Source organism: Streptomyces sp. TLI_171 (genome assembly GCF_003610255.1).
Taxonomy (GTDB): Bacteria; Actinomycetota; Actinomycetes; order Streptomycetales; family Streptomycetaceae; genus Kitasatospora.
Genome location: NZ_RAPS01000001.1, coordinates 6,426,530 through 6,445,577, shown reverse-complemented (window position 1 = coordinate 6,445,577; position 19,048 = coordinate 6,426,530). Strand labels below are relative to the sequence as shown.

The 19,048-nt window shown below is 75.5% G+C and carries 17 protein-coding genes; 9 read left to right on the top strand and 8 right to left on the bottom strand.

Annotated elements, in window-relative coordinates; all coding sequences use genetic code 11:
• Positions 1 to 44: 44 nt before the first annotated feature.
• On the bottom strand, positions 45 to 947 hold the full coding sequence (locus BX266_RS28620; RefSeq protein ID WP_099904427.1) for a DMT family transporter: 903 nt from the start codon (positions 945 to 947) through the stop codon (positions 45 to 47).
• 77 nt (positions 948 to 1,024) lie between these two features.
• Here BX266_RS28620 and BX266_RS28615 point away from each other — a divergent pair, with 77 nt between their 5' ends.
• Complete coding sequence (locus BX266_RS28615; RefSeq protein ID WP_099904425.1) at positions 1,025 to 2,440, top strand: PLP-dependent aminotransferase family protein; 1,416 nt, start codon at positions 1,025 to 1,027, stop codon at positions 2,438 to 2,440.
• 7 nt (positions 2,441 to 2,447) lie between these two features.
• Here the strand turns inward: BX266_RS28615 and BX266_RS28610 are convergent, their stop codons facing one another.
• Complete coding sequence (locus BX266_RS28610; protein ID WP_099904423.1) at positions 2,448 to 3,296, bottom strand: DMT family transporter; 849 nt, start codon at positions 3,294 to 3,296, stop codon at positions 2,448 to 2,450.
• 158 nt (positions 3,297 to 3,454) lie between these two features.
• Here BX266_RS28610 and BX266_RS28605 point away from each other — a divergent pair, with 158 nt between their 5' ends.
• Both BX266_RS28605 and BX266_RS28600 read left to right on the top strand, forming a co-directional pair.
• Entirely contained in the window at positions 3,455 to 4,309 is an 855-nt protein-coding gene (locus BX266_RS28605; protein WP_099904421.1) for an Fpg/Nei family DNA glycosylase, read from the top strand.
• 79 nt (positions 4,310 to 4,388) lie between these two features.
• Positions 4,389 to 5,321 (top strand): 1-phosphofructokinase family hexose kinase, encoded by a 933-nt coding sequence (locus tag BX266_RS28600; RefSeq protein WP_099908408.1) that lies wholly within the window; start codon positions 4,389 to 4,391, stop codon positions 5,319 to 5,321.
• Here BX266_RS28600 and BX266_RS28595 read toward each other — a convergent pair.
• Positions 5,311 to 6,894 carry a M48 family metallopeptidase gene (locus BX266_RS28595; RefSeq protein ID WP_099904419.1) on the bottom strand — a complete coding sequence of 528 codons (1,584 nt, stop codon included), beginning with the start codon at positions 6,892 to 6,894 and terminating at the stop codon, positions 5,311 to 5,313. The genes BX266_RS28600 and BX266_RS28595 overlap by 11 nt on opposite strands.
• Positions 6,895 to 7,300: 406 nt before the next feature.
• On the opposite strand from BX266_RS28595, the gene BX266_RS28590 reads away from it, so the two are divergent.
• From BX266_RS28590 to BX266_RS39370, 4 genes are all read left to right on the top strand, one after another.
• The gene (locus BX266_RS28590; RefSeq protein WP_099904417.1) at positions 7,301 to 8,056 is read left to right on the top strand and encodes a S9 family peptidase; all 756 of its coding nucleotides are present in this window, start codon (positions 7,301 to 7,303) and stop codon (positions 8,054 to 8,056) included.
• Between the two features lie 109 nt (positions 8,057 to 8,165).
• Positions 8,166 to 9,107: an ROK family protein gene (locus tag BX266_RS28585; protein WP_099904415.1), complete on the top strand. Its 942-nt coding sequence runs from the start codon at positions 8,166 to 8,168 to the stop codon at positions 9,105 to 9,107.
• A gap of 166 nt (positions 9,108 to 9,273) precedes the next feature.
• Positions 9,274 to 10,098: an AraC family transcriptional regulator gene (locus BX266_RS28580; RefSeq protein WP_099904413.1), complete on the top strand. Its 825-nt coding sequence runs from the start codon at positions 9,274 to 9,276 to the stop codon at positions 10,096 to 10,098.
• Between the two features lie 175 nt (positions 10,099 to 10,273).
• Positions 10,274 to 10,552, top strand: coding sequence for a hypothetical protein (locus BX266_RS39370; protein ID WP_220659696.1), 279 nt, complete (start codon positions 10,274 to 10,276; stop codon positions 10,550 to 10,552).
• On the opposite strand, the gene BX266_RS28570 is transcribed toward BX266_RS39370, so the two are convergent.
• Both BX266_RS28570 and BX266_RS28565 read right to left on the bottom strand, forming a co-directional pair.
• Positions 10,530 to 11,519 (bottom strand): YdcF family protein, encoded by a 990-nt coding sequence (locus BX266_RS28570; RefSeq protein ID WP_099904411.1) that lies wholly within the window; start codon positions 11,517 to 11,519, stop codon positions 10,530 to 10,532. The genes BX266_RS39370 and BX266_RS28570 overlap by 23 nt on opposite strands.
• A 16-nt stretch (positions 11,520 to 11,535) precedes the next feature.
• Complete coding sequence (locus tag BX266_RS28565; RefSeq protein ID WP_259464895.1) at positions 11,536 to 13,596, bottom strand: MDR family MFS transporter; 2,061 nt, start codon at positions 13,594 to 13,596, stop codon at positions 11,536 to 11,538.
• 144 nt (positions 13,597 to 13,740) lie between these two features.
• On the opposite strand from BX266_RS28565, the gene BX266_RS28560 reads away from it, so the two are divergent.
• Positions 13,741 to 14,148 (top strand): HIT family protein, encoded by a 408-nt coding sequence (locus tag BX266_RS28560; RefSeq protein ID WP_099904409.1) that lies wholly within the window; start codon positions 13,741 to 13,743, stop codon positions 14,146 to 14,148.
• Between the two features lie 7 nt (positions 14,149 to 14,155).
• On the opposite strand, the gene BX266_RS28555 is transcribed toward BX266_RS28560, so the two are convergent.
• On the bottom strand, positions 14,156 to 15,067 hold the full coding sequence (locus BX266_RS28555) for an NAD-dependent epimerase/dehydratase family protein (protein WP_099904407.1): 912 nt from the start codon (positions 15,065 to 15,067) through the stop codon (positions 14,156 to 14,158).
• Positions 15,068 to 15,341: 274 nt separating this feature from the next.
• On the opposite strand from BX266_RS28555, the gene BX266_RS28550 reads away from it, so the two are divergent.
• Complete coding sequence (locus tag BX266_RS28550) at positions 15,342 to 16,316, top strand: GlxA family transcriptional regulator (RefSeq protein WP_099904405.1); 975 nt, start codon at positions 15,342 to 15,344, stop codon at positions 16,314 to 16,316.
• Here the strand turns inward: BX266_RS28550 and BX266_RS28545 are convergent.
• Together BX266_RS28545 and BX266_RS28540 are read right to left on the bottom strand one after the other, a co-directional pair.
• On the bottom strand, positions 16,291 to 17,922 hold the full coding sequence (locus tag BX266_RS28545) for a serine/threonine-protein kinase (protein ID WP_099908404.1): 1,632 nt from the start codon (positions 17,920 to 17,922) through the stop codon (positions 16,291 to 16,293). The two genes, BX266_RS28550 and BX266_RS28545, sit on opposite strands and share 26 nt — an antisense overlap.
• Before the next feature lie 155 nt (positions 17,923 to 18,077).
• Positions 18,078 to 18,989, bottom strand: a complete 912-nt coding sequence (locus tag BX266_RS28540) for an AraC family transcriptional regulator (protein WP_099908402.1) — start codon at positions 18,987 to 18,989, stop codon at positions 18,078 to 18,080.
• Between the last annotated feature and the right edge of the window lie 59 nt (positions 18,990 to 19,048).

Genomic DNA, 19,048 nt, shown 5'->3' with positions numbered 1-19,048 from the left:
CGGCGTCCGCCGGGAACTCCCCCACGACGGGTCCGCCCGGGCGCTCAGGCCCTGCGGCCCGCACGTTGGGTGGCGGCGATGCAGGCGACGACGGCGAGGGCGGCGGGGGCGGCGGTCGGGGGGAGGGTTTCGGCGAGGAGGAGGACGGCCCAGCAGAGGGTGAGCAGGGGTTGGGCGAGCTGGAGTTGGCTGGCGCGGGGAACGCCGATGGCGGCCATGCCGCGGTACCAGACGACGAAGCCGCCGAACTGGGAGACGGCCGCGAGGTAGGCCAGGCCGGTGACCCCGTGCCAGGTCCAGTGGACGGGTTCGGCGGTGAGGGCGAGGGCGCCGGTGAGGGCGGTGACGGGGAGCGCGGCGACCACGCCCCAGGCGATGACCTGCCAGCCGGGCATGGTGCGGGCCAGCCGGCCGCCCTCGGCGTAGCCGAAGGCGCAGACCAGCAGGGCGCCGAACAGGTAGAGGTCGGCGGTGGTGAGTCCGGCGCCGCCGCTCTGCTGGACGGTGAAGGCGAGCACCACCGCGGCCCCGGCCAGCGCGGCGAGCCAGAACGCGCGCGGCGGGCGGGAGCCGGCCCGCAGGGCGGCGACGGCGGCGGTGGCCAGCGGCAGCAGGCCGATGACGACGGCGGAGTGCGCGGTGGAGGAGATCCGCAGCGCCAGGGTGGAGAGCAGCGGGAAGCCGACCGCGCAGCCCACCGCGACGGCGGCCAGCCCGGGCCGGGCGGAGCGCGGCGGGACGCGGGCGCCGGTGGCGAGCAGGCAGCCGCCGGCCAGCAGCGCGGCGAGGATGCCGCGCAGGCCGGTGACCGTCCAGGGCCCGAAGCCCTCCAGGGCCCAGGCGGTGGCGGGGAAGCTGAAGGAGAAGGAGAGCACCCCGAGGGCGGCCTGCGCGGTGCCGGTGACCGCTATCGGGCGAATGAGGGTAGCGCTATTCCGTGCTGACATACAGGACGGTAGCAGTAGGCTCCCGCCGAGGGCGATACTGAATCGCCCGAGCAGAACTCGACCGGGAAGGACTGCTGATGACGGTCCAGGAGCTCACCGACGCCCTGCGCGCCACCGTGATGCGCTACTCCCCGGGCGAACGGATTCCGAGTAGCAGGGAGCTGGTGGACCGCTACCGGGTCAGCCCGGTGTCGGTGTCCCGGGCGATCCGCGAGCTGGCGGCGGAGGGCGTGGTGGTGTCGCGTCCGGGCGCGGGGGTGTTCCGGGCCGAGCCGCGGCCCGCCGCCGCGCCGCACGGTGACTTCTCCTGGCAGGAGGTGGCGCTCAGCGCCGAGGCGGGCGCCCCGCCCGCGCGGGTGGTGGACGCCTCCGGGGTCCTGGCGGCGCTCACCCTGGCGCCGCCCGAGGTGATCGACCTGAACAGCGGCTACCCGCACGCCTCGCTGCTGCCGGAGCGGGCGCTGGCCGGCGCGCTGGCCCGGGCCGCCCGACGGCCCGGCGCGTGGGGGCGCCCACCGCTGGAGGGGCTGCCGGAGCTGCGCGGCTGGTTCGCCCGGGCCCTGGGCGGCGGCGTGACGGCCGCGGAGGTGCTGATCACCGCGGGCGGGCAGAGCGCGCTGACCACCGCGCTGCGCTCGCTGGCCCCGCCCGGCGCTCCGGTGCTGGTCGAATCGCCCACCTACCCGGGCCTGTTGGCGATCGCCCGGGCCGCGGGCCTGCGTCCCGTCCCGGTACCGGTGGACGAGGACGGGGTGCGTCCGGAGCGCCTGGCCGAGGCGTTCGAGGTGTCGGGCGCGCGACTGTTCGTCTGCCAGCCGCTGTTCCAGAACCCGACCGGCAGCGTGCTGTCCGCCGAGCGGCGGCGGGCCGTGCTGGCGGCGGCGAAGCGGGCCGGGGCGTTCGTGGTGGAGGACGACTTCGCCCGGCTGCTCGCGCACGCCGACGCGCCCGAACTCCCGCCGCCGCTGGCCGCGGACGACCCGGACGGCACCGTGGTGCACGTCCGCTCGCTGACCAAGGCGGCCTCGCCGAGCCTTCGGGTGGGCGCGCTGGTGGCGCGCGGCCCGGCGCTGGCCCGGCTGCGGTCCGTGCAGGCGGTGGACTCCTTCTTCGTCCCGCGCCCGCTCCAGGAGGCCGCCCTGGAGCTGGTCACCTCCGCCGACTGGTCGCGTCACCTGCGCGGCCTCGCGAAGGAGTTGACGGACCGCCGGCAGGTGGTGGCGACCGCGCTGGCGCACCGCGCCCCGGCGCTGCTGCCGGCCCGGCTGCCGCGCGGCGGCTTCCACCTGTGGCTGACGCTGCCCGCCCAGCTCGACCCGGCCGCGTTCACCGCCGCCGCGCTGCGCCAGGGCGTCGCGGTCTCCCCCGGCCCCGGCTACTTCACCGCCGAGCCCGCCCCGCGCACCCGGATCAGCCTGGCCGCGGCCGAGAACCACGCCCAGCTCGCCGATGCCGCCCACCGCTTGGCCGCCGCACTGGCCCCGCCGGGGTGATCCGGCGTCAGTGCGCGAACTCCAGCAGCGCGATGCCGGAGAGCACCGTGGCACTGGCGGCCAGCCGCATGGTGCCGAGGCGTTCGCGCAGCACCAGGGTGCCGATCAGGGCGGCGATCACGATGGAGGTCTCGCGCAGGGCGGCGATGGTGGGCAGGTCGCCGACGGTCTGCGCCCACACCACCAGGCCGTAGGCGGTCAGCGACATCAGCCCGCCCAGCACGCCGATCGCCCGGCCCCGGCGCATCGCGGGGAGCAGGGTGCGGCCGCGGACGGCGGTGATCGCGGTGAGCACGGCGAGGCCCTGCAGGACGAACATCCAGGCGATGTAGCCGGCTGCGGAGGACGCGGCGCGGACCCCGCCGGCGTCCATCACGGTGTACCCGGCGATCAGCACGCCGTTGCCCACGGCTGCGCCCAGCGCCGGGAGTCGGGCCCGTCCGGGCAGGCCGCCGACCAGCGCGAGCCCGGCCAGGCCGAGCGAGATCACCACGACGGCGGCGACCTGGCCGGCCGGCATCGGGTGGTGCAGCACGGTGGCGGCGAGCAGCGCGACCACCGCCGGGGAGGTGCCGCGGGCGATCGGGTACATCTGGCCGAAGTCGCCCAGGCGGTAGGCCCGGGCCAGCAGCAGCTGGTAGCCGACCTGGAGGACGGAGGAGCCCAGCAGGTACGGCAGCGCGGCGGCGCCGGGCGGGGCGACGAAGAGCGCGAGGGTCGCACCGAACGCGACGAACACCAGGTTCATCAGCGCCACCCCGGCCACGTGGTCGCGCACCCCGTGCACCAGTGCGTTCCACACGGCGTGCAGCAGTGCGGCGGCCAGCACCACGGCCGGGACGGCGCTCTCGGTCACCCGACTCCCCCTCCATCCAGAAAGATGTACAGCCAACTTCACGTTCAGCCACCGTAGCGCGCGGGATCCCGTCGCGGTGCGCCGCCCCCGAACGTTCCCCCAGCCTTCGGCCGCCGTTCCGGTGGCCCGCCCCGGGCGGCCCGGGCGAGACTGGACAGGTGCCCGAACTGCCCGAAGTACAGGCGCTCGCCGAGCGGATGACCGCCGCCTGCGCCGACCGCGCGCTGGAACGCGTCGACGTGCTGTCGATCCAGGTGCTGAAGACCTTCGACCCGCCGGTGCAGGCCCTGGTCGGACGGCCCGTCAGCGGGGTCGGCCGGCACGGCAAGTTCCTCGACCTGACCACCGACGGGGGCCCGCACCTGGTGGTCCACCTGGCGCGGGCGGGCTGGGTCCATCCCCGCGAGTCCTTCCCGGCCAAGCCGCCGAGCCGGCGCGGCCCGCTGGCGCTGCGCCTGGTGCTGGACGACGGCAGCGGCTTCGACCTCACCGAGCAGGGCACCACCAAGCGCCTGGCCGCGTACGTGGTGACGGACCCTCAGCAGGTACCCGGCATCGCCCGCCTCGGCGTGGACGCGCTGGCCGCCACCCCCGAGCAGCTGGCCGCGCTGGCCGGCGGCGCCCGGCAACGGCTGAAGACCTTCCTCACCGATCAGACCGTGCTGGCCGGGATCGGCAACGCGTACTCCGACGAGATCCTGCACACCGCGAAGCTCTCCCCGTACGCAATGGCCGCCTCACTGGACGAGGAGCAGCTGGCCCGGCTGCACGCCGCGATCGGGCACGAGCTCGGGGCCGCGCTGGAGCAGCTGCGGGCCGCGCCGCCGGGCGGCCTGAAGTCGGAGAAGAAGGCGGGCCTGGCGGTGCACGGGAAGGCGGGCGAGAGCTGCCCGGTGTGCGGGGACACGGTGCGCTCGGTGAACTTCGCGGACTCCTCGCTGCAGTACTGCCCGACCTGCCAGACGGGGGGCCGGGTGCTCGCCGACCGGAGGCTGTCCCGGCTGCTCAAGTAGCCCGAATGGTGCTCGAAACTGCGCGAAACCCGATATGATCGCGCAGATTCGATCATCTCACCGCTTGGGGGCGTCCGCCGTGATCCTCACCGTCACACCCAACCCGGCGCTGGACGTCACCTACACCGTCCCCGGCTTCCGCCCGCACACCAGCCACCGGGTCGCCGAGGTCGCCGCGCAGGCCGGCGGCAAGGGCGTCAACGTGGCCCGGGTGCTCACCGCGCTCGGCCGCCCCGCCCGCTGCGTCCTCCCGCTCGGCGGACCCACCGGCCGGGCGGTGGCCGCCGACCTGGCCGCCGCCGGGCTCGACCACGCAGCCGTCCCGATCGCCGCCGACACCCGACGCACCGTCACGGTGGTCGACGCCGAGGACGCCACCGCGCTCAACGAACCGGGCCCGCAACTGACCCTTGCCGAGTGGGACGCCCTGCTCGCCGAGACCGCCCGCCACCTCCCGCAGGCCACCGCGCTGGTCCTCTCCGGCAGCCTCCCGCCCGGGGCGCCCGCCGACGGATACGGCCAACTCGTCACCCTCGGACGGAAATTCGGTATTCCTGTGGTGCTCGACGCGGACGGGCCCGCGCTGCTCGCCGCGCTGCCGGCCCGCCCCACCGCGATCAAGCCCAACGCCGCCGAACTCACCGCCGCCACCGGCCTGGCCGACCCGCACGACGCCGCCCGGCTCCTCCTGCGCCGCGGCGCCGAGTCCGTGCTCGCCTCGCTCGGCCCCGGCGGCCTGCTCGCCGTCGACCGCCAGGGCGCCTGGCGCTGCGCCCCGCCCGCGCCCGTCACCGGCAATCCCACCGGTGCGGGCGACTCCTCGGTCGCCGCCCTCGCCGCCGGCCTCTCCGGCAACGCGGGCTGGCCCGCCATCCTCCCCGACGCGGTGGCCCTCTCCGCCGCCACCGTCCTGCACCCCCGGGCCGGCCACTTCGACCCCGCCGCCTACCGCCGCCTGCGCGCCGCCCTGACCGCCACCCGGGTCGGCGCGGTGGCGTCGTTCAGCCCCTGACCGGGCGCGGTCCCGCGCAGCCGACCTCGGCGAGCAGGGCGCGCAGGGGCGCGGTGTCGGGCGTGTCGGCAGTGGCGGCGTCGAGGGCGTCGTCCATGCCCTTCTCCCACGCCTCGGGCAGGGCGAGGCCGGGCTGCCCCGACCACCCGGTGTCCGCGGTCGCCTGCCCTGAACCGACCAGGCGGAGGTGGACCAGGCCCGCGAGCCCGTCGAAGACCCGGGGCCGGACGAAGTTGCGGGCCGACGCACCGGTCAGTCGCCCGGCCCGGGCCGGCTTGGGCAGGCGGTCGGCGATCGCCGTCCACAGCAGGCCGCGGTCGAACGCGTCGAGCACCGCCTCCAGGTCGGGCAACCCCTCGTCCGCCGACGACGCCCCGGCCGGGTCCGGCTCCGCGGACCGCACAGCCCTGGCGACGGCGAGCCGGAGCGGCCGGGACCAGCCCTCGGCGTCGGCCAGCGCCCGCGCCAGGACCAGGTCGTCCCAGCTCAGGCGCCGCAGCTGCGCCGCCTCCGGGGACAGCGTGCGCGCCTCCAGTGCGGCGGACACGCCGTCCGGGTCGTGCAGCAGGGTGAGCGCGGCGGGCCCGTCGGCCCGGCCGTCGGCGGGCAGCTTCTCGATCAGGGCGATCCGCTCGGCGGTCGGCGGATGCGTGTCGTACGGGTGCGGGCGCGACGGGCGTTCCCCCGCCCCGAACGCGGCGAGCTGCTCGGCCGTCCGGGCGGCGAGCAGTCGGCGGAAGCCGCCGTCCACCTCGCCCACCGGCGGCAGCGCTCCCAGCGGGACGCCCAGCTCGGCGTACGTCCGACGGTAGTGGGTGTGCGCGGCGGCGAGCACCGGCAGGGCGCGCAGCGCGGCGAGCGTCGCGTCCCGGCCCGCGTGCTGCGCGGCCGCCCGGTCGGCGGCGAGCTCCTGGTGGCGGGCCACGGACTGCGAGACCCGCAGGAACAGCCGGGCGTAGCGGACGTACAGCGTGCCGACCGAGTGGTGCATCCAGGTGCCGCCGTGCCCGAACGCCTCCACGGTGTGCAGGACCGCCGCCCTGCCACGCATCGTGACACCGCCCAGCCGGGTGTCGCGGTGGCCGAAGTGGCCGAACTCGTGGGCGAGGACGGCGCGCAGCGTCGGAACGGTCAGCCCGAGCAGCAGCGGCAGGCCCAGCAGCATCCGGCGCCGTCCGGGCAGCAGACCCAGCAGCCTGCTCTGCTCGGCGACCCCCGCCTCGACCTCGGCGACCAGGTACAGCTCGTCCGGCGGCCGCTCACCCGTCGCCTCGGCGGTGGCGCGCACCAGCTCCCACAACTCCGGCTGCTCCTGCGGGGTGACCGCCAGCGCGTGGGGCACGGCACCGAGCCGGCCCGCCCGCAGCGAGGCGGACATGCCCCGCAGGATCGCCACTGCCACCACGACGGTGCCGGTCACGACCGTGCCCTCGAACCACGCCGCCCGCTCGGTGAGCCACTCCGTCATCAGGAGCCAGTCGAGCGTCGCCATGGCCGCCAGCAGACCTGCACCCATGAGATGGAAGCCGGCCAGCAGCACGAGCGCGCGGAAGGCGCGCAGTCGGAACGTCATCGGAAGATCCCCCCGGCTCGGCCGACCCGCCCGGGCCGGCAACGATCGCGGAGCCTATCCCCCCAGCTCACGGGGTATTTCCCCGGCCCCCCGGTGCCTGCCACGGCCGCTCCCCGAGCCGCAGCCACCCCTGTCCGGCCGGTCGCCGACCGCCCGCGTGGCATCCCTCGGCCGGCGGTGGCAGCGAGGCCGCCCACGCCGGACGACGTGCACTCAGAAGGCTCTTGCGTGAACGAGGTTGTCAGCACCACCGTGGCCTACGGGCCGCGGGCCCGACCCGGTGGACCTGCACCGCCCGGTCGACGATTGCCCGTTTTCCGCTGCCGACCGGCCGCGTGGCATCCTTCGGCCGGTGTCGGCGGCGGGACGCCCCGCGCCGGATGACGTGCACTCAGGAGGCTCTGTCGTGACCGAGGTTGTCAGCAGCACCGTGGCGTACGGGCCGCGGGCCCGACCCGTGGACCTGCACCGGCCGGTCGGTGTCGCCGGCCCGCTGCCGACCGTGCTGCTGTGGCACGGGCGCGGCGCGGACGAGCGTGACGTTCTCGCCCCGCTGGCCCGGACCGCCGCCGCCCTCGGGGTCCAGGTGCTCGTCCCGGACTGGCGGCCGGACGACCCCGACGGCGGCCGGGCCGAGCTGCGGGCGTCCGCGGCGTTCGCCCGCGAGCGGGCGAACCCCGCGCCGCTGACGCTGGCGGGCTGGTCGCTGGGCGCCAAGGCTGCCGTCGCCGTCGCGCTGAACCCCGCCGCGTTCGACGCCTGGCGGCCGCACGCCGTGGTCGCCTTCGCCGGCTCCTACGACGCCCCAGCCCCCAGCACCGGCACCACCCCGCTCGCCGACCTGCCCGCGGCCGGCCGCGGGCAGGTCGGCGAGCTGTGGCTGCTGCACGGCAGCGCCGACACGGTGGTGGACCCGGCCCGCACCCGCGAGCTGCACGCCGCCCTGCTCGCCCACCGCCGTCCCGTCACGTTCACGGAGCTCCCCACCGACCACGCCGGCATCATCGGCACCGCCTACTCCCCCGAGGCTGCCCGCTGCCTCCCCAGTACCGCCCCGCACGCCCTCGCCGCCCTCCACCGCGCCGCCGAGACCCTGGCCACCGCCGCCCGAAGCCGACCCGACCTCAGTGCCCTGCCGCAGCCGGGCGGGCGCGGCGGGTGAACGACCGCGGGCATTCTGACGGCCCGTCAACCGACGTTGGCGCACCCGCTCGGGTAGCGTGACGAGTCCGACAAGTCACCGCAGAGTCGGACATCTCAGGAGGCTCGGCATGGCATCCGTCCCGTCCCCCGACCGGGTGGTGGCCGCCCTCGACCTGGGCGGGACCAAAACCGCCGGTGCGCTGGTCGGCGGCGACGGCGAACTGCTGGTCCGGGCGGAGCGGCCGACCGCGGCCGAAGGGGACGCGGAGGCCGTCTTCGCGGGCATCGCCGGAGTACTGGACGAGCTGGCCCGGCACCCGGAGTGGGCGCGGATCGGCGCGCTCGGCGTCGCCAGCGCGGGCCCGGTGGACACCGCGGCGGGAACCGTGGGGCCGGTGAACATCCCCGCCTGGCGCGGCTTCCCCCTGGTCCGGCGGATCGCGGAGCGGGTCCCGGCGCCGGTGCGGCTGCTCGGTGACGGGGTGGCGGTGGCGGAGGCCGAACACTGGCTGGGCGCCGCCGCCGAGTACCGGAACGTCCTGTGCATGGTGGTCTCCACCGGCGTGGGCGGCGGGCTGGTCCTGGACGGCCTGGTCCACCCCGGGCCGACCGGCAACGCCGGGCACATCGGCCACGTCAGCATCCAGTGGGACGGCGAACCGTGCCCCTGCGGCGGCCGCGGCTGCCTGGAGGGCCTGGCCAGCGGGCCCGCGATCGTCCGCCACGCCCGCACCGCCGGCTGGCGCCCGCCCGGGGGCTGCTCCGCCACTGCGCGCACCGTCGCCGACTCCGCCCGCTCCGGCGACGGGGCGGCGCTCGCCGCGTTCGACCTGGCGGCGCGGGCGCTGGCCGCCGCGATCGCCGGCGCCGCCGCCCTGGTCGAACTCCAAGCCGTCGTGATCGGCGGCGGCGTGGCCCAGTCCGGCTCGCTCCTCTTCGACCCCCTCACCCACCACCTCACCCAGTACACCGGCCTCCCCTTCACCCGCGGCCTCCGCCTCCACCCCGCCCACTTCGGCACCGACGCCGGCCTCATCGGCGCCGCCGCAGTCGCCCTGCGGTCGAGCTGAACACCAGGACGCTGCCGCGGGGCGGCCCCCGACTCCACCTCTGACCGGCACCCGGCCGGTGAAGACCTGCGCTCGGGGCGGTGTGCTGATGCCTCGACAGTTCGTTTCTCGGGAGCGCCAGTTGAGCGCACCGGTGGAGCAGGTCGTGGCGGCGTAGCCTGGGAGCATGGAGGACGCTGCTGCGGGGTGGGAGATTGCGACGCCTTCGCGGCCCTGGCGGGTGCCGGGGGTGGCGATGGCCGGGTTTCGGGCCGCGGGGGCGGTGGAGCTGGGGATCGTGCCGTTTCCGGCGGTGACGGTGGCGATCGGATTGGGGGACGGGTCGCTGGCGGTGGAGCGCGGTGACCGGCGAGTGGGCGGGAGTGCGGTGATCGGGCTGGGCTCGCAGGGGCTGCGAGGCGGGGGCAGGGACGTGGAGTGCCTGCAGGTGCGGTGTTCGCCGGTGGTGGCGCACGCGGTGTTCGAGGGGATCGCGGCGGCGGACGGCGAGGTGCTGGGCCTGGCCGAGGTATGGGGGCGGGACGCCGAACGGCTGGAGGAGCGGTTGCGGGCGGCGGCGTCCTGGGAGCAGCGGTTCGCGGTGCTTGCCGCGGCGGTGGCCGCACGGCAGGCCGAGGGGCGCCGGGTGGACCGGGAAGTCGCGTTCGCCTGGCGGGAGTTGGTGCGTTCACGGGGCACGGTGCGGATCGACGGACTGGCGGCGGAGCTGGGGTGGAGCCGGAAGCGGCTGTGGTCGCGGTTCCGCGCCCAGGTCGGGTTGTCGCCGAAGCAGGCGGCCCGGCTGATCCGCTTCGACGGCGCGGCGCACCGGCTCGCGGCGGGTCAGCTGGCGGCGCTGGTCGCGGCGGAGAGCGGCTACGCCGACCAGTCGCACCTGCACCGCGAGGTGGCGGACTTCATGGGTGTCACGCCCTCGGCGGTCGCGGCCGCGCCGTGGCTGGCGGTCGATCCGGTCGCCTGGCGTGCGCCGGGCTATCTCTCGGGCCACTGAGGAACATTCGTCCAAGCCGCGCCCCGTCCGCCGGGCGGACACTCCGAGGCATGGCGGAGGTGCGGGAAGAACCCGCGGGGGCGCGGTCGCGCGGCCCGCGGTACGGCGTGGATGCACCGGGTTTCGTGGCCTCGACCGGGGCGCTCGGGTTGGCGGCCTGCGTGCTGGCGGCGGCTTGCTCGGGCGGTCGCGGGCGGGCGGCAAACTGCGGATCTGGGAGCGGGAGTTGGACCGCTTGGCGCTGCGCGGGGACGAGCGGACCTGGACGTCCGCGCTCGGGCTGTACAACATCCCGTCGCCGGCCGGCCGCTTCCGGGCACTGGACGAGGCGGTGCGGGTGCTGCGCCCGGGCGGCCGGCTGCTGATCGCCGACATCGGCGTGATGGTCGGTGTCGGTGCCGGAGGTGGTCAAGCCGGTCGGGTAGCGCCGGTCAGGCCGCCACCGAGACCGTGATCAGCAGCGCACAGACCGCGAGATTGGCCCATTTGTAGGTGACGAAGACCGCGACGAACTCCCGGATGGTGGCGCTGGGCCAGAAGTAGGCGGCGGTGGGCGCGCCCGCCACCTGGCCGTTGACGCCCTCCTTGCGCGCCAGCAGGGCGGCCCGGAAGGCGTGGAAGTTGTTGGTGACGACCACGCAGCGGTAGTCGGGGCTGGCGGCGGCCATCAGTTCGCGGCTGAAGCGCAGGTTCTCCTCGGTGGTGCGGGAGCGGTCCTCGCGCAGGATCCGGTCGGCGGGGAAGCCGCGTTCGACCAGGTGGTCGGCCATCGCGTGGGACTCGGGGAGTCGTTCGTCGGGGCCCTGGCCGCCGGAGGTGATCAGCAGCGGCGGGCGGCCGTGCGCGGCCTGCGCCCGGTACAGGCGGCGGCCGCGTTCGAGGCGGCTGGCGAGCAGCGGGGGGACGCGGTTGCCGTCGATCAGGCCGGAGCCGAGGACCACCACGTAGTCGACGTCCTGACGGGGGGTCAGTCGGCCGTACAGGTAGGCGTAGCCGACGAAGCAGAAGAACAGGAACGACAGGTAGCAGGAGACCAGGAAGACGGTGCGGGCGACCACCACCAGGGTCGGCGAGTCGGCCTGGGTGGCGGCCAGCAGCAGGGCGACCACGACCAGGATGCCGACGCCGCAGAGCAGGGCGAGCAGGTTGGCGGGGCGGCGGCCCTCCTTGCGGACCATCCGCAGGCCGTTGGCGATGAGCAGTCCGGCGAGCACCAGGCTGCCCAGGGCGGGGGCGAGGACGACCGCGATCAGCACGGCCTCGGTGGCGACCGAGTCGGCCCGGCCGAGGGTCACCAGCAGGGCGAAGGCGAGGAAGGTGACGGCGAGTCCGAGGTACACGGCGTTGCTGAAGCGGCGCCGGTCGCGGAGCAGGCCGACACCGAACAGCAGCAGGAACAGGACGGCGGGAGCGTAGAGCACCGCAGACGCCGGAGCGTCAGCGCCGGCCGGTGAGCGCGCCCTGTTCGGGGAGGCCGTCGGCGAGGTCCTCGGCGATCATCCGCTTGGCGATGGCGTCGGCGGCGGCGCGCAGTTCGGCGCTGCGCGGGCGTCCGCGGTCCTCCTCCAGGCGGCGGCCCAGCCACTCGGACCAGGCGCGGGTGATGGTCGCGGCCTCCTGCCGGCCGGCCGCGGTGTGCGCGTAGAAGCCGTTGTCGGACTCCAGGAAGCCCTCGGCGACCATCCGGTCGAACACCGGGTGCAGCACCTCTGGCGGGATCCGGCGGCGGGCGGCGATCAGGTTGAGGGTGGCGTGGCCGGCCAGCCGGGTGAACAGCTCGACCTGCATGACGGCCCAGGCGCCGGCCACGTCCAGCCGGGTGCCGGAGGAGTTGACGACCTGTCGGGCGGTGTCCAGGCCGGCGCCGCCGAGCAGCTTTCCGACGGCGAGTTCGAGCACCCGGGCGGAGTCGCCGGAGGAGGGCTGGGCGAAGCCCTCGCCCATGTCGCCCGAGCTGGCCCGGGCGGAGTCGCGGAGCTTGACCTGCTTGAGGAAGAGCGCGACCACGAATCCGAGCACCGCGACGGGGACGGTCCACAGGAAGACGGTGTGCAGCGAGTCCGCGTACGCCTGGATGATCGGGGCGGACTGCTCGGCCGGCAGCTCGTGGACGCCGTGCGGGCTCTGCGCGGCGGCGCCGAGCCGCAGCGGGTCCGCGCCGGTCGCCCGGGCGGCCTGGGCGACGCCGTCGGCGAGGTTGGTCCGCAGGGTGTTGGCGTAGATGGTGCCGAACACCGCCGTCCCGAACGAGGAGCCGAGGGTGCGGAAGAAGGTGACGCCGGAGGTGGAGGTGCCGAGGTCGGTGTAGTCGACGGTGTTCTGCACGGCGATGGTGAGCACCTGCATGCACAGGCCGATGCCGGTGCCGAGCACGAACATGTAGAGGCTGGCCAGCCAGGCGCTGGTGCCGACGTCGAGCAGCGAGAGCAGGTACAGGCCGACCGCCATCACCAGCGAGCCGATGATCGGGAAGATCCGGTACTGGCCGGTCTTGGAAACCACGTTGCCGCTGAAGATCGAGGCGATCAGCAGGCCCAGCACCATGGGCAGGGTGCGCACGCCGGAGACGGTCGCCGAGTCGCCGTCCACGTACTGCAGGAAGGTCGGCAGGAAGGTCATCGCGCCGAGCATCGCGAAGCCGACGATGAAGGAGAGGATCGAGCAGACCGTGAACACCTGGTTGCGGAACAGCCGCATCGGCAGCATCGGCTCGGCCGCCCGGGTCTCCACCCAGCAGAACAGGCCGAGCGCCACCACGCCGCCGACGAACAGCGCGATGATGACCGGCGAGCCCCACTCGTACTCGTTGCCGCCCCAACTGGTGCCCAGGATCAGGGCGCTGGCGCCGATCGCGACCAGCGCGATGCCCAGGTAGTCGATCACGGGGCGGCTGGCGGAGCGGACCACCGGGATGTTCCGGGCGGCGGCGATCACCACCAGGATGGCGATCGGCACGTTGACGTAGAACGCCCAGCGCCAGGTCAGGTGGTCGGTGAACAGGCCGCCGAGCAGCGGGCCGACCACGGTGGCGACGCCGAACACGGCGCCGATCGCGCCCTGGTACTTGCCGCGTTCGCGCAGCGGGATGACGTCGGCGATCAGCGCCATCGAGGTGACCATCAGGCCGCCCGCGCCGACGCCCTGCACGGCGCGCCAGGCGATCAGCAGCGTCATGTTGGTGGACAGGCCGCACAGGAACGAGCCGGTGATGAAGACGATCGCGGAGACCTGGAAGACCACCTTGCGGCCGAACAGGTCGCCGAACTTGCCGACCAGCGCCGTGGTGACCGTCTCCGCCAGCAGGTAGGAGGTCACCACCCAGGACATGTGGGCGGCGCCGCCGAGGTCGGCCACGATGGTGGGCAGCGCGGTGCCGACGATGGTCTGGTCGAGGGCGGCCAGCAGCATGCCCAGCATGATGGTGCCGAACACGATGTTCCGCTGCCGCCGGTCGAGGACGGGCGGCGCTGCCGGGCTCAGTTCGCTGGTGGTGGTCACCCTGGCATCGTCACACTTCGTGTCGGTTTGTCCGATCCGACACCCCGGCACCGCGCTGGACGATCAGCCGACTGTGCGACAAGAACACCGCACGGCTGGGCGGCGCTGTGAGCGGCCGGCGGCGGGGGCGGCGATGATGGGCCGATGGACTGCCTGTTCTGCCGCGTCGTCGCGGGCGAGGTCGAGGTCGACACGGTGTACACCGACGGGACGGTGCACGCCTTCCTCGACCACCGCCCGCTGTTCCCCGGCCACCTGCTGGTGGTCCCGCGCCGCCACGTCCCCACCCTCACCGACCTGACCGAGGAGGAGACCGGCCCGTACTACTCGCGGGTCCGCCTGCTCACCGCCGCCGTCGAACGCGGCACCGCCGCGGCGGGCAGCTTCGTCGCCGCCAACAACCGGATCAGCCAGTCCGTCCCCCACCTGCACACCCACATCGTGCCCCGCAACCCCAAGGACGGCCTGCGCGGCTTCTTCTGGCCGCGCACCCGCTACCGGGACGCCGCGCACGCCGCCGAGACGGCCGCCGCCATCCGCGCCGCGATCTGATGCCCGCTCAGCCGGTCAGCTCCTTCAGCACGGTGTCGAGCGGGGTGGCGGCGCTGACGCCCAGCGCGGCCTCGGTGGCGGCGGAGTCGAGCAGGGCCGGGCGGTCGTACAGGTAGAGCATCTCCGGGACCTCGGCCATCACCGGGTCCAGGCGGGCCGCCTCCGCCAGCGCGGCGGCGCTCATCCGGTCCAGGCGCGGGGCCGGCGCACCGGCCAGCTCGGCCAGGCGGACGGCGAGTTCGCGGGCCGGGGCGTGCGAGACGGAGGGCACGTGCCAGGCCCGGCCCCAGGACTGCTCGCTGCGGGCGGCGGCCACCAGGGTGCGGGCCGCGTCGCGGGTGTACGTCCAGCTGTGCGGGGCGTCGAGGTCGCCCGGGTAGGCGACCGGCTGCCCCGTCAGCACGGCCGCGCCCACCAGCAGGGTGAACGGCGAGACGGCGCCCGCGCCCAGGAAGTCCGAGGCCCGGACCTCCGTCACCCGCACCCGGCCGGCCCGGTGCGCGGCCAGCGCGTCCGCCCACATCGCGGCCCGCACCCGGCCCTTGACACTGCTCGGGCGGTCCGGCGCCCGCTCGGTGACCGGCCCGTCCACCGGCCCGTAGGCGTAGACGTTGCCCAGCATCACGTAGTCCGCTCCGGTGCGCTCCGCCGCGCCCAGCAGCCCCGCCGCGAGCGGCGGGAACAGCTCCGGCCAGCGGTGGTACGGCGGCATCGCACAGTTCATCAGCACCGCCGCACCGGCGGCGAGTTCGGCCAGCCGGTCCGGGTCGGTGGCGTTGGCGGTCGTCAAATCGATCCGGGGATGGACCGGCCCGGAACCGCTCCGGGTCACCAGCCGGACCCGCTCGCCGGACTCGGCCAGCAGCCGTGCGGCAGCGGCGCCGGTCGCTCCGGCGCCCACGACGACGTACAGGGACATGGGGGCACTCTTCTCTCGGTCGGAAGCCGTCCGCCGGGCGACTCGCGCACCGGCCCTACCAGCCTCCGTTCCTGACGGGCCGTGAGACAGTGACCCGAATGCCAGCTGTCCGGCAGTTCGGGCCACCCCGGCCCCCTTGCCGTCGGGAGCGGACCTCGTCGCACGGCTGGTGGACCGCCCTCCGGGCCCCGGAGCGCGTGGGCCGGGGCCGGGGGGCCGGTTCGCGGCACGTAGGGTGGTGGCCCGGTCGTCGGCCGTTGGGAGGGGTCGGGTCGTGCACCGTGTCGCCGTCGTGGCCGTTCCGCCCGTCACTGCCTTCGATCTGTCCATCCCGGACCTGGTCCTCGGCGAGGCCCTGGTCGACGGTCGGCAGGTCTACCGCGTGCAGGTGTGCTCCAGCGCGCCCGGGCCGGTCGCCGCCAACGGGAGCCTGCAGGTCGCCGTCACCCACGGCCTGGCCGTCGTCGACGAGGCGGACACCGTGCTGGTCACCGGCACCGGGGCCCGCGAGGACATCGACCCCGGCGTCCTCGACGCGCTGCGCCGCGCCCACGCGCGCGGCGCCCGGATCGCCTCGATCTGCACCGGCGCGTTCGTCCTCGCCGAGGCCGGGCTGCTCGACGGGCGCACCGCCACCACCTTCTGGGCCCGCTCGGCCGAATTCGCCCGGCGCTACCCGCAGGTGACGCTCCGTCCGGACGTGCTGTTCGTCGAGGACGGCACCGTGCTGACCTCGGCCGGACTCTCCGCGCGCATCGACCTGTGCCTGCACCTGATCCGCCTCGACCACGGCGCGGCCGCAGCCAACGCGGCCGCCCGCCTGATCGTCGCCGCGCCCGTCCGCCCGGGCGGGCAGGCCCAGTTCATCCGTTCCCCACTGCCGCCCGAGCGCGGCGCCGCCTCGCTGGCCGCGACCCGGGCCTGGGCGCTGGAGCGGCTGCACCGGCCGCTCGGCCGGGAGGCGCTGGCCGCGCACGCGAAGGTCAGCGTCCGGACCCTCACCCGGCGGTTCGACGCCGAGACCGGCATGACCCCGCTCCAGTGGCTGCTGCACCAACGAATCCACCGGGCGCAGGAGTTGCTCGAAACCACCGAGCTTCCCGTCCCGCGGGTCGCCGAACTCAGCGGCCTGGCGACCCCCGACTCACTGCGCAGGCACCTGGTCCGGCACACCGGTCTGACCCCCACCGCCTACCGCACCGCCTTCACCCACCGCACGGCCGCTAACGGCGGGTCATCTCGCCGGTGAAACTGTCCTGCACGAAGTGCAGCGAGCCGTCCTGGTTGACCGTGACGACGGCATCGCCCGGCAGCGGCGAGCAGCCCGCGTTGCTGGTGTTCGACAGCGCCCGGAACACCAGCCGGGACTCGCTCGCGGACACCAGCGCCGCCTTGTTGGTGCACACCGTCCGACCGGTGTTGCTGCCACCGTCGCTCTCCACGTCGGCGACCGCCTGGCCGACCGATCCCTGGTGGACGGTGAACCGGACGGCGATCCGCATCCGGAAGGTGGTCGAGTCGATCGGCCCCTCGAAGGTGCCCAGGAACGCCTTCGGCACCGCGCCGTTCGGCGAACTCGACGCGCTCGACGCGCGCGAGGGACCGGACGACGGGTCGGGGACCGGGGCGGCGGCCGCCGCGCTGTCGTGCGCGGACGTCGTCGCGGCTCCACCGGGCGTCCCGCCGCCGCCGAGGCCGCCCGTCGCGGCCCAGACGCCGAGTCCCGCCAGCACCGCGGCCACCACGCCGGTCGCCGCCATCGGCAGCCACCGCCGCCCCGCGGGCCGGACGGCCGTCGGCCCGCCCACCGGGTACGCCCCTGCGGGGGTGGGCGCCCCGAGCGGCGGCAGCGGCGGTCCGAAGGACGGCAGCGGTGCGGTCGGCGCGGAGTACGGGGCGGGGTACGGGGCGGCCGGGGCGGCGAGCACGGTCGGGGCGGGCGGCCGGTCGGGTTCGGGCTGGGACTCCAGGTCCAGCAGGGAGACGGCCATCCGCGCCACCTCCTCGGAGAGCGCCGCGGGCAGCCAGCCGCGCTCGCCGAGCCTGGTCCCGCCCTGCAGCAGGTGCTCCCGGACGGCGTCCGGCGTCGGCCTGCGGTCCGCGTCCTTCGCCAGGCAGGCCCGCACCAGCTCCAGCAACTCGCCGTCCAGCCCGTCGAGTTCGGGCTCCTCGTGGACGATCCGGTAGAGCAGCCCGGCGGCGCTGTCCTGCTCGCCGAACGGGGCGCGGCCGGTGGCCGCGAAGGCGAGCACCGCGCCGAACGCGAACACGTCGCCGGGCGGTCCGGCCGGGCGGCCGCGGGCCTGCTCGGGCGACATGAACCCGGGCGAGCCGACCATGTAGCCGGAGCGGGTCAGGGCGGAGGTGGCGTCCAGCGCCCGGGCGATCCCGAAGTCGATCAACCGCGGCCCGTCCAGCGCCAGCAGCACGTTCGACGGCTTGACGTCGCGGTGCACCAGCCCGAGCGCGTGCACGGCCGCCAGCGCGTCCGCCAGGCCGATGCCGAGCGCCCGCACGGTGGCCGGCGGCAGCGGGCCGAACTGCCGCACCGCACCGCCCAACGACGGCCCCGCCACGTACCCCGTGGCCACCCAGGGCTGCGCGCCCTCGGTGTCGGCGTCCAGCACCGGCGCGGTCCACCGGCCGCCGACCCGGCGCGCCGCCGCCACCTCCTGCCGGAACCGCTGGCGGAACTCCTGGTCCCCCGCGAACTCCTGACGGACCGTCTTCACCGCCACCGTCCGCCCGCCGGCCGTCCGGCCGAGGAACACCTCGCCCATCCCGCCCGCCCCGAGCCGCCCGAGCAGCCGGAACGGCCCCAGCACGCGCGGATCGCCCTCGCCGAGAGTCTCCAACGTCCCGTACCCCTCAGCCGGTTGCGCCGAGCACACGACCTTCATACCCGACGGATCTTCTTCACCCGCACCTTAGAACGGCCGCCCCGCCCCGGAACACCGATCCCGGCATTCCGCACCGGATCGGAACCGGACGGTGACGCGCGGCGGGCCGGTCACTCGGGGTCCGCGGTGCCGCGGACCGCGGTGCGGAAGGCGATGGGGGTGGTGCCGGTGCGCTGGTGGAAGAACTTGGCGAAGTTGGCGGCGTCGGCGAAGCCGAGGTGGTCGGCGATGCGGGCGGCGGAGCTGTCGCTGTGGGCGAGCAGGCGCTTGGCCTCCAGGACGACGCGGCGGTCGACGAACTCCTTCGCGCCGACGCCGGCGGCGGCGAGGGTCGCGCGGGACAGCGTTCGCGGCGAGTAGCCGAGGAGTCGCGCGTAGTCCTCGACCCGGCGGGTGCGGGTGAAGCGGTGCTCGACGGCCTGACGGAAGCGGCGGTAGGTCTCGCCGGGCTCGGTGGCGGCGCTGCCGCACGGGGTGGCCGGGTTGGCGAGGCGGAGCAGCAGCGCGGCGAGCAGGTGGCGCAGCAGCGCGTGGTGGATGTCGGCGGGCAGCTCCGCGCCGGCGGCGTACTCGCGGTGGAGGTGCTGGAGGGCGTGCCGGAGCGCGTCGCGGTCGGGGCCCGTGGTGTGCACGACGGCGGCGGCGAAGACGTCGTCGAGGCGGGCGGCGGCGACCGTCGCCGGGTCCGGGAAGCCGGGTTCGAAGAGCACCAAGGTGCCGTCGGCGCCGTCGAGTCCGCCCCACTGCTGGACCTGCCCGGGGCGGACCCACAGCCAGCTGCCGGGCCCGACGGCGTGTTCGGTGAAGTCGACGGTGTGGCACAGGGTGCCGTGGTCGAGGGTGAGCAGGTGGTGGAAGGCGGGGCGCTGCGGGCGGTGGAAGTTCCGGCCGGTGGCGGTGGCCCGGCGGGCGCGCAGTTCGGCGAGGGTCATCACCTCGACGCCGGCCGGTCCGCCGGGTGGCGCGGTGAACGGGACCTCGGGGATCGCCGTCCCGGACGTCGCGGTTTCGTTCGCTCGCATGGTCACCACATCCGCGTTCAGGCTACCTCCGGTCGATCTTCCGCCGGGAGCGCGGGGGT

Excerpts from the sequence above, each read along its gene's own strand:
- BX266_RS28620 (WP_099904427.1), bottom strand. The coding sequence starts at position 947 with ATGTCAGCACGGAATAGCGCTACCCTCATTCGCCCGATAGCGGTCACC.
- BX266_RS28615 (WP_099904425.1), top strand. The coding sequence starts at position 1,025 with ATGACGGTCCAGGAGCTCACCGACGCCCTGCGCGCCACCGTGATGCGC.
- BX266_RS28595 (WP_099904419.1), bottom strand. The coding sequence starts at position 6,894 with ATGACGTTCCGACTGCGCGCCTTCCGCGCGCTCGTGCTGCTGGCCGGC.
- BX266_RS28585 (WP_099904415.1), top strand. The coding sequence starts at position 8,166 with ATGGCATCCGTCCCGTCCCCCGACCGGGTGGTGGCCGCCCTCGACCTG.
- BX266_RS28580 (WP_099904413.1), top strand. The coding sequence starts at position 9,274 with ATGGAGGACGCTGCTGCGGGGTGGGAGATTGCGACGCCTTCGCGGCCC.
- BX266_RS28560 (WP_099904409.1), top strand. The coding sequence starts at position 13,741 with ATGGACTGCCTGTTCTGCCGCGTCGTCGCGGGCGAGGTCGAGGTCGAC.
- BX266_RS28555 (WP_099904407.1), bottom strand. The coding sequence starts at position 15,067 with ATGTCCCTGTACGTCGTCGTGGGCGCCGGAGCGACCGGCGCCGCTGCC.
- BX266_RS28540 (WP_099908402.1), bottom strand. The coding sequence starts at position 18,989 with ATGCGAGCGAACGAAACCGCGACGTCCGGGACGGCGATCCCCGAGGTC.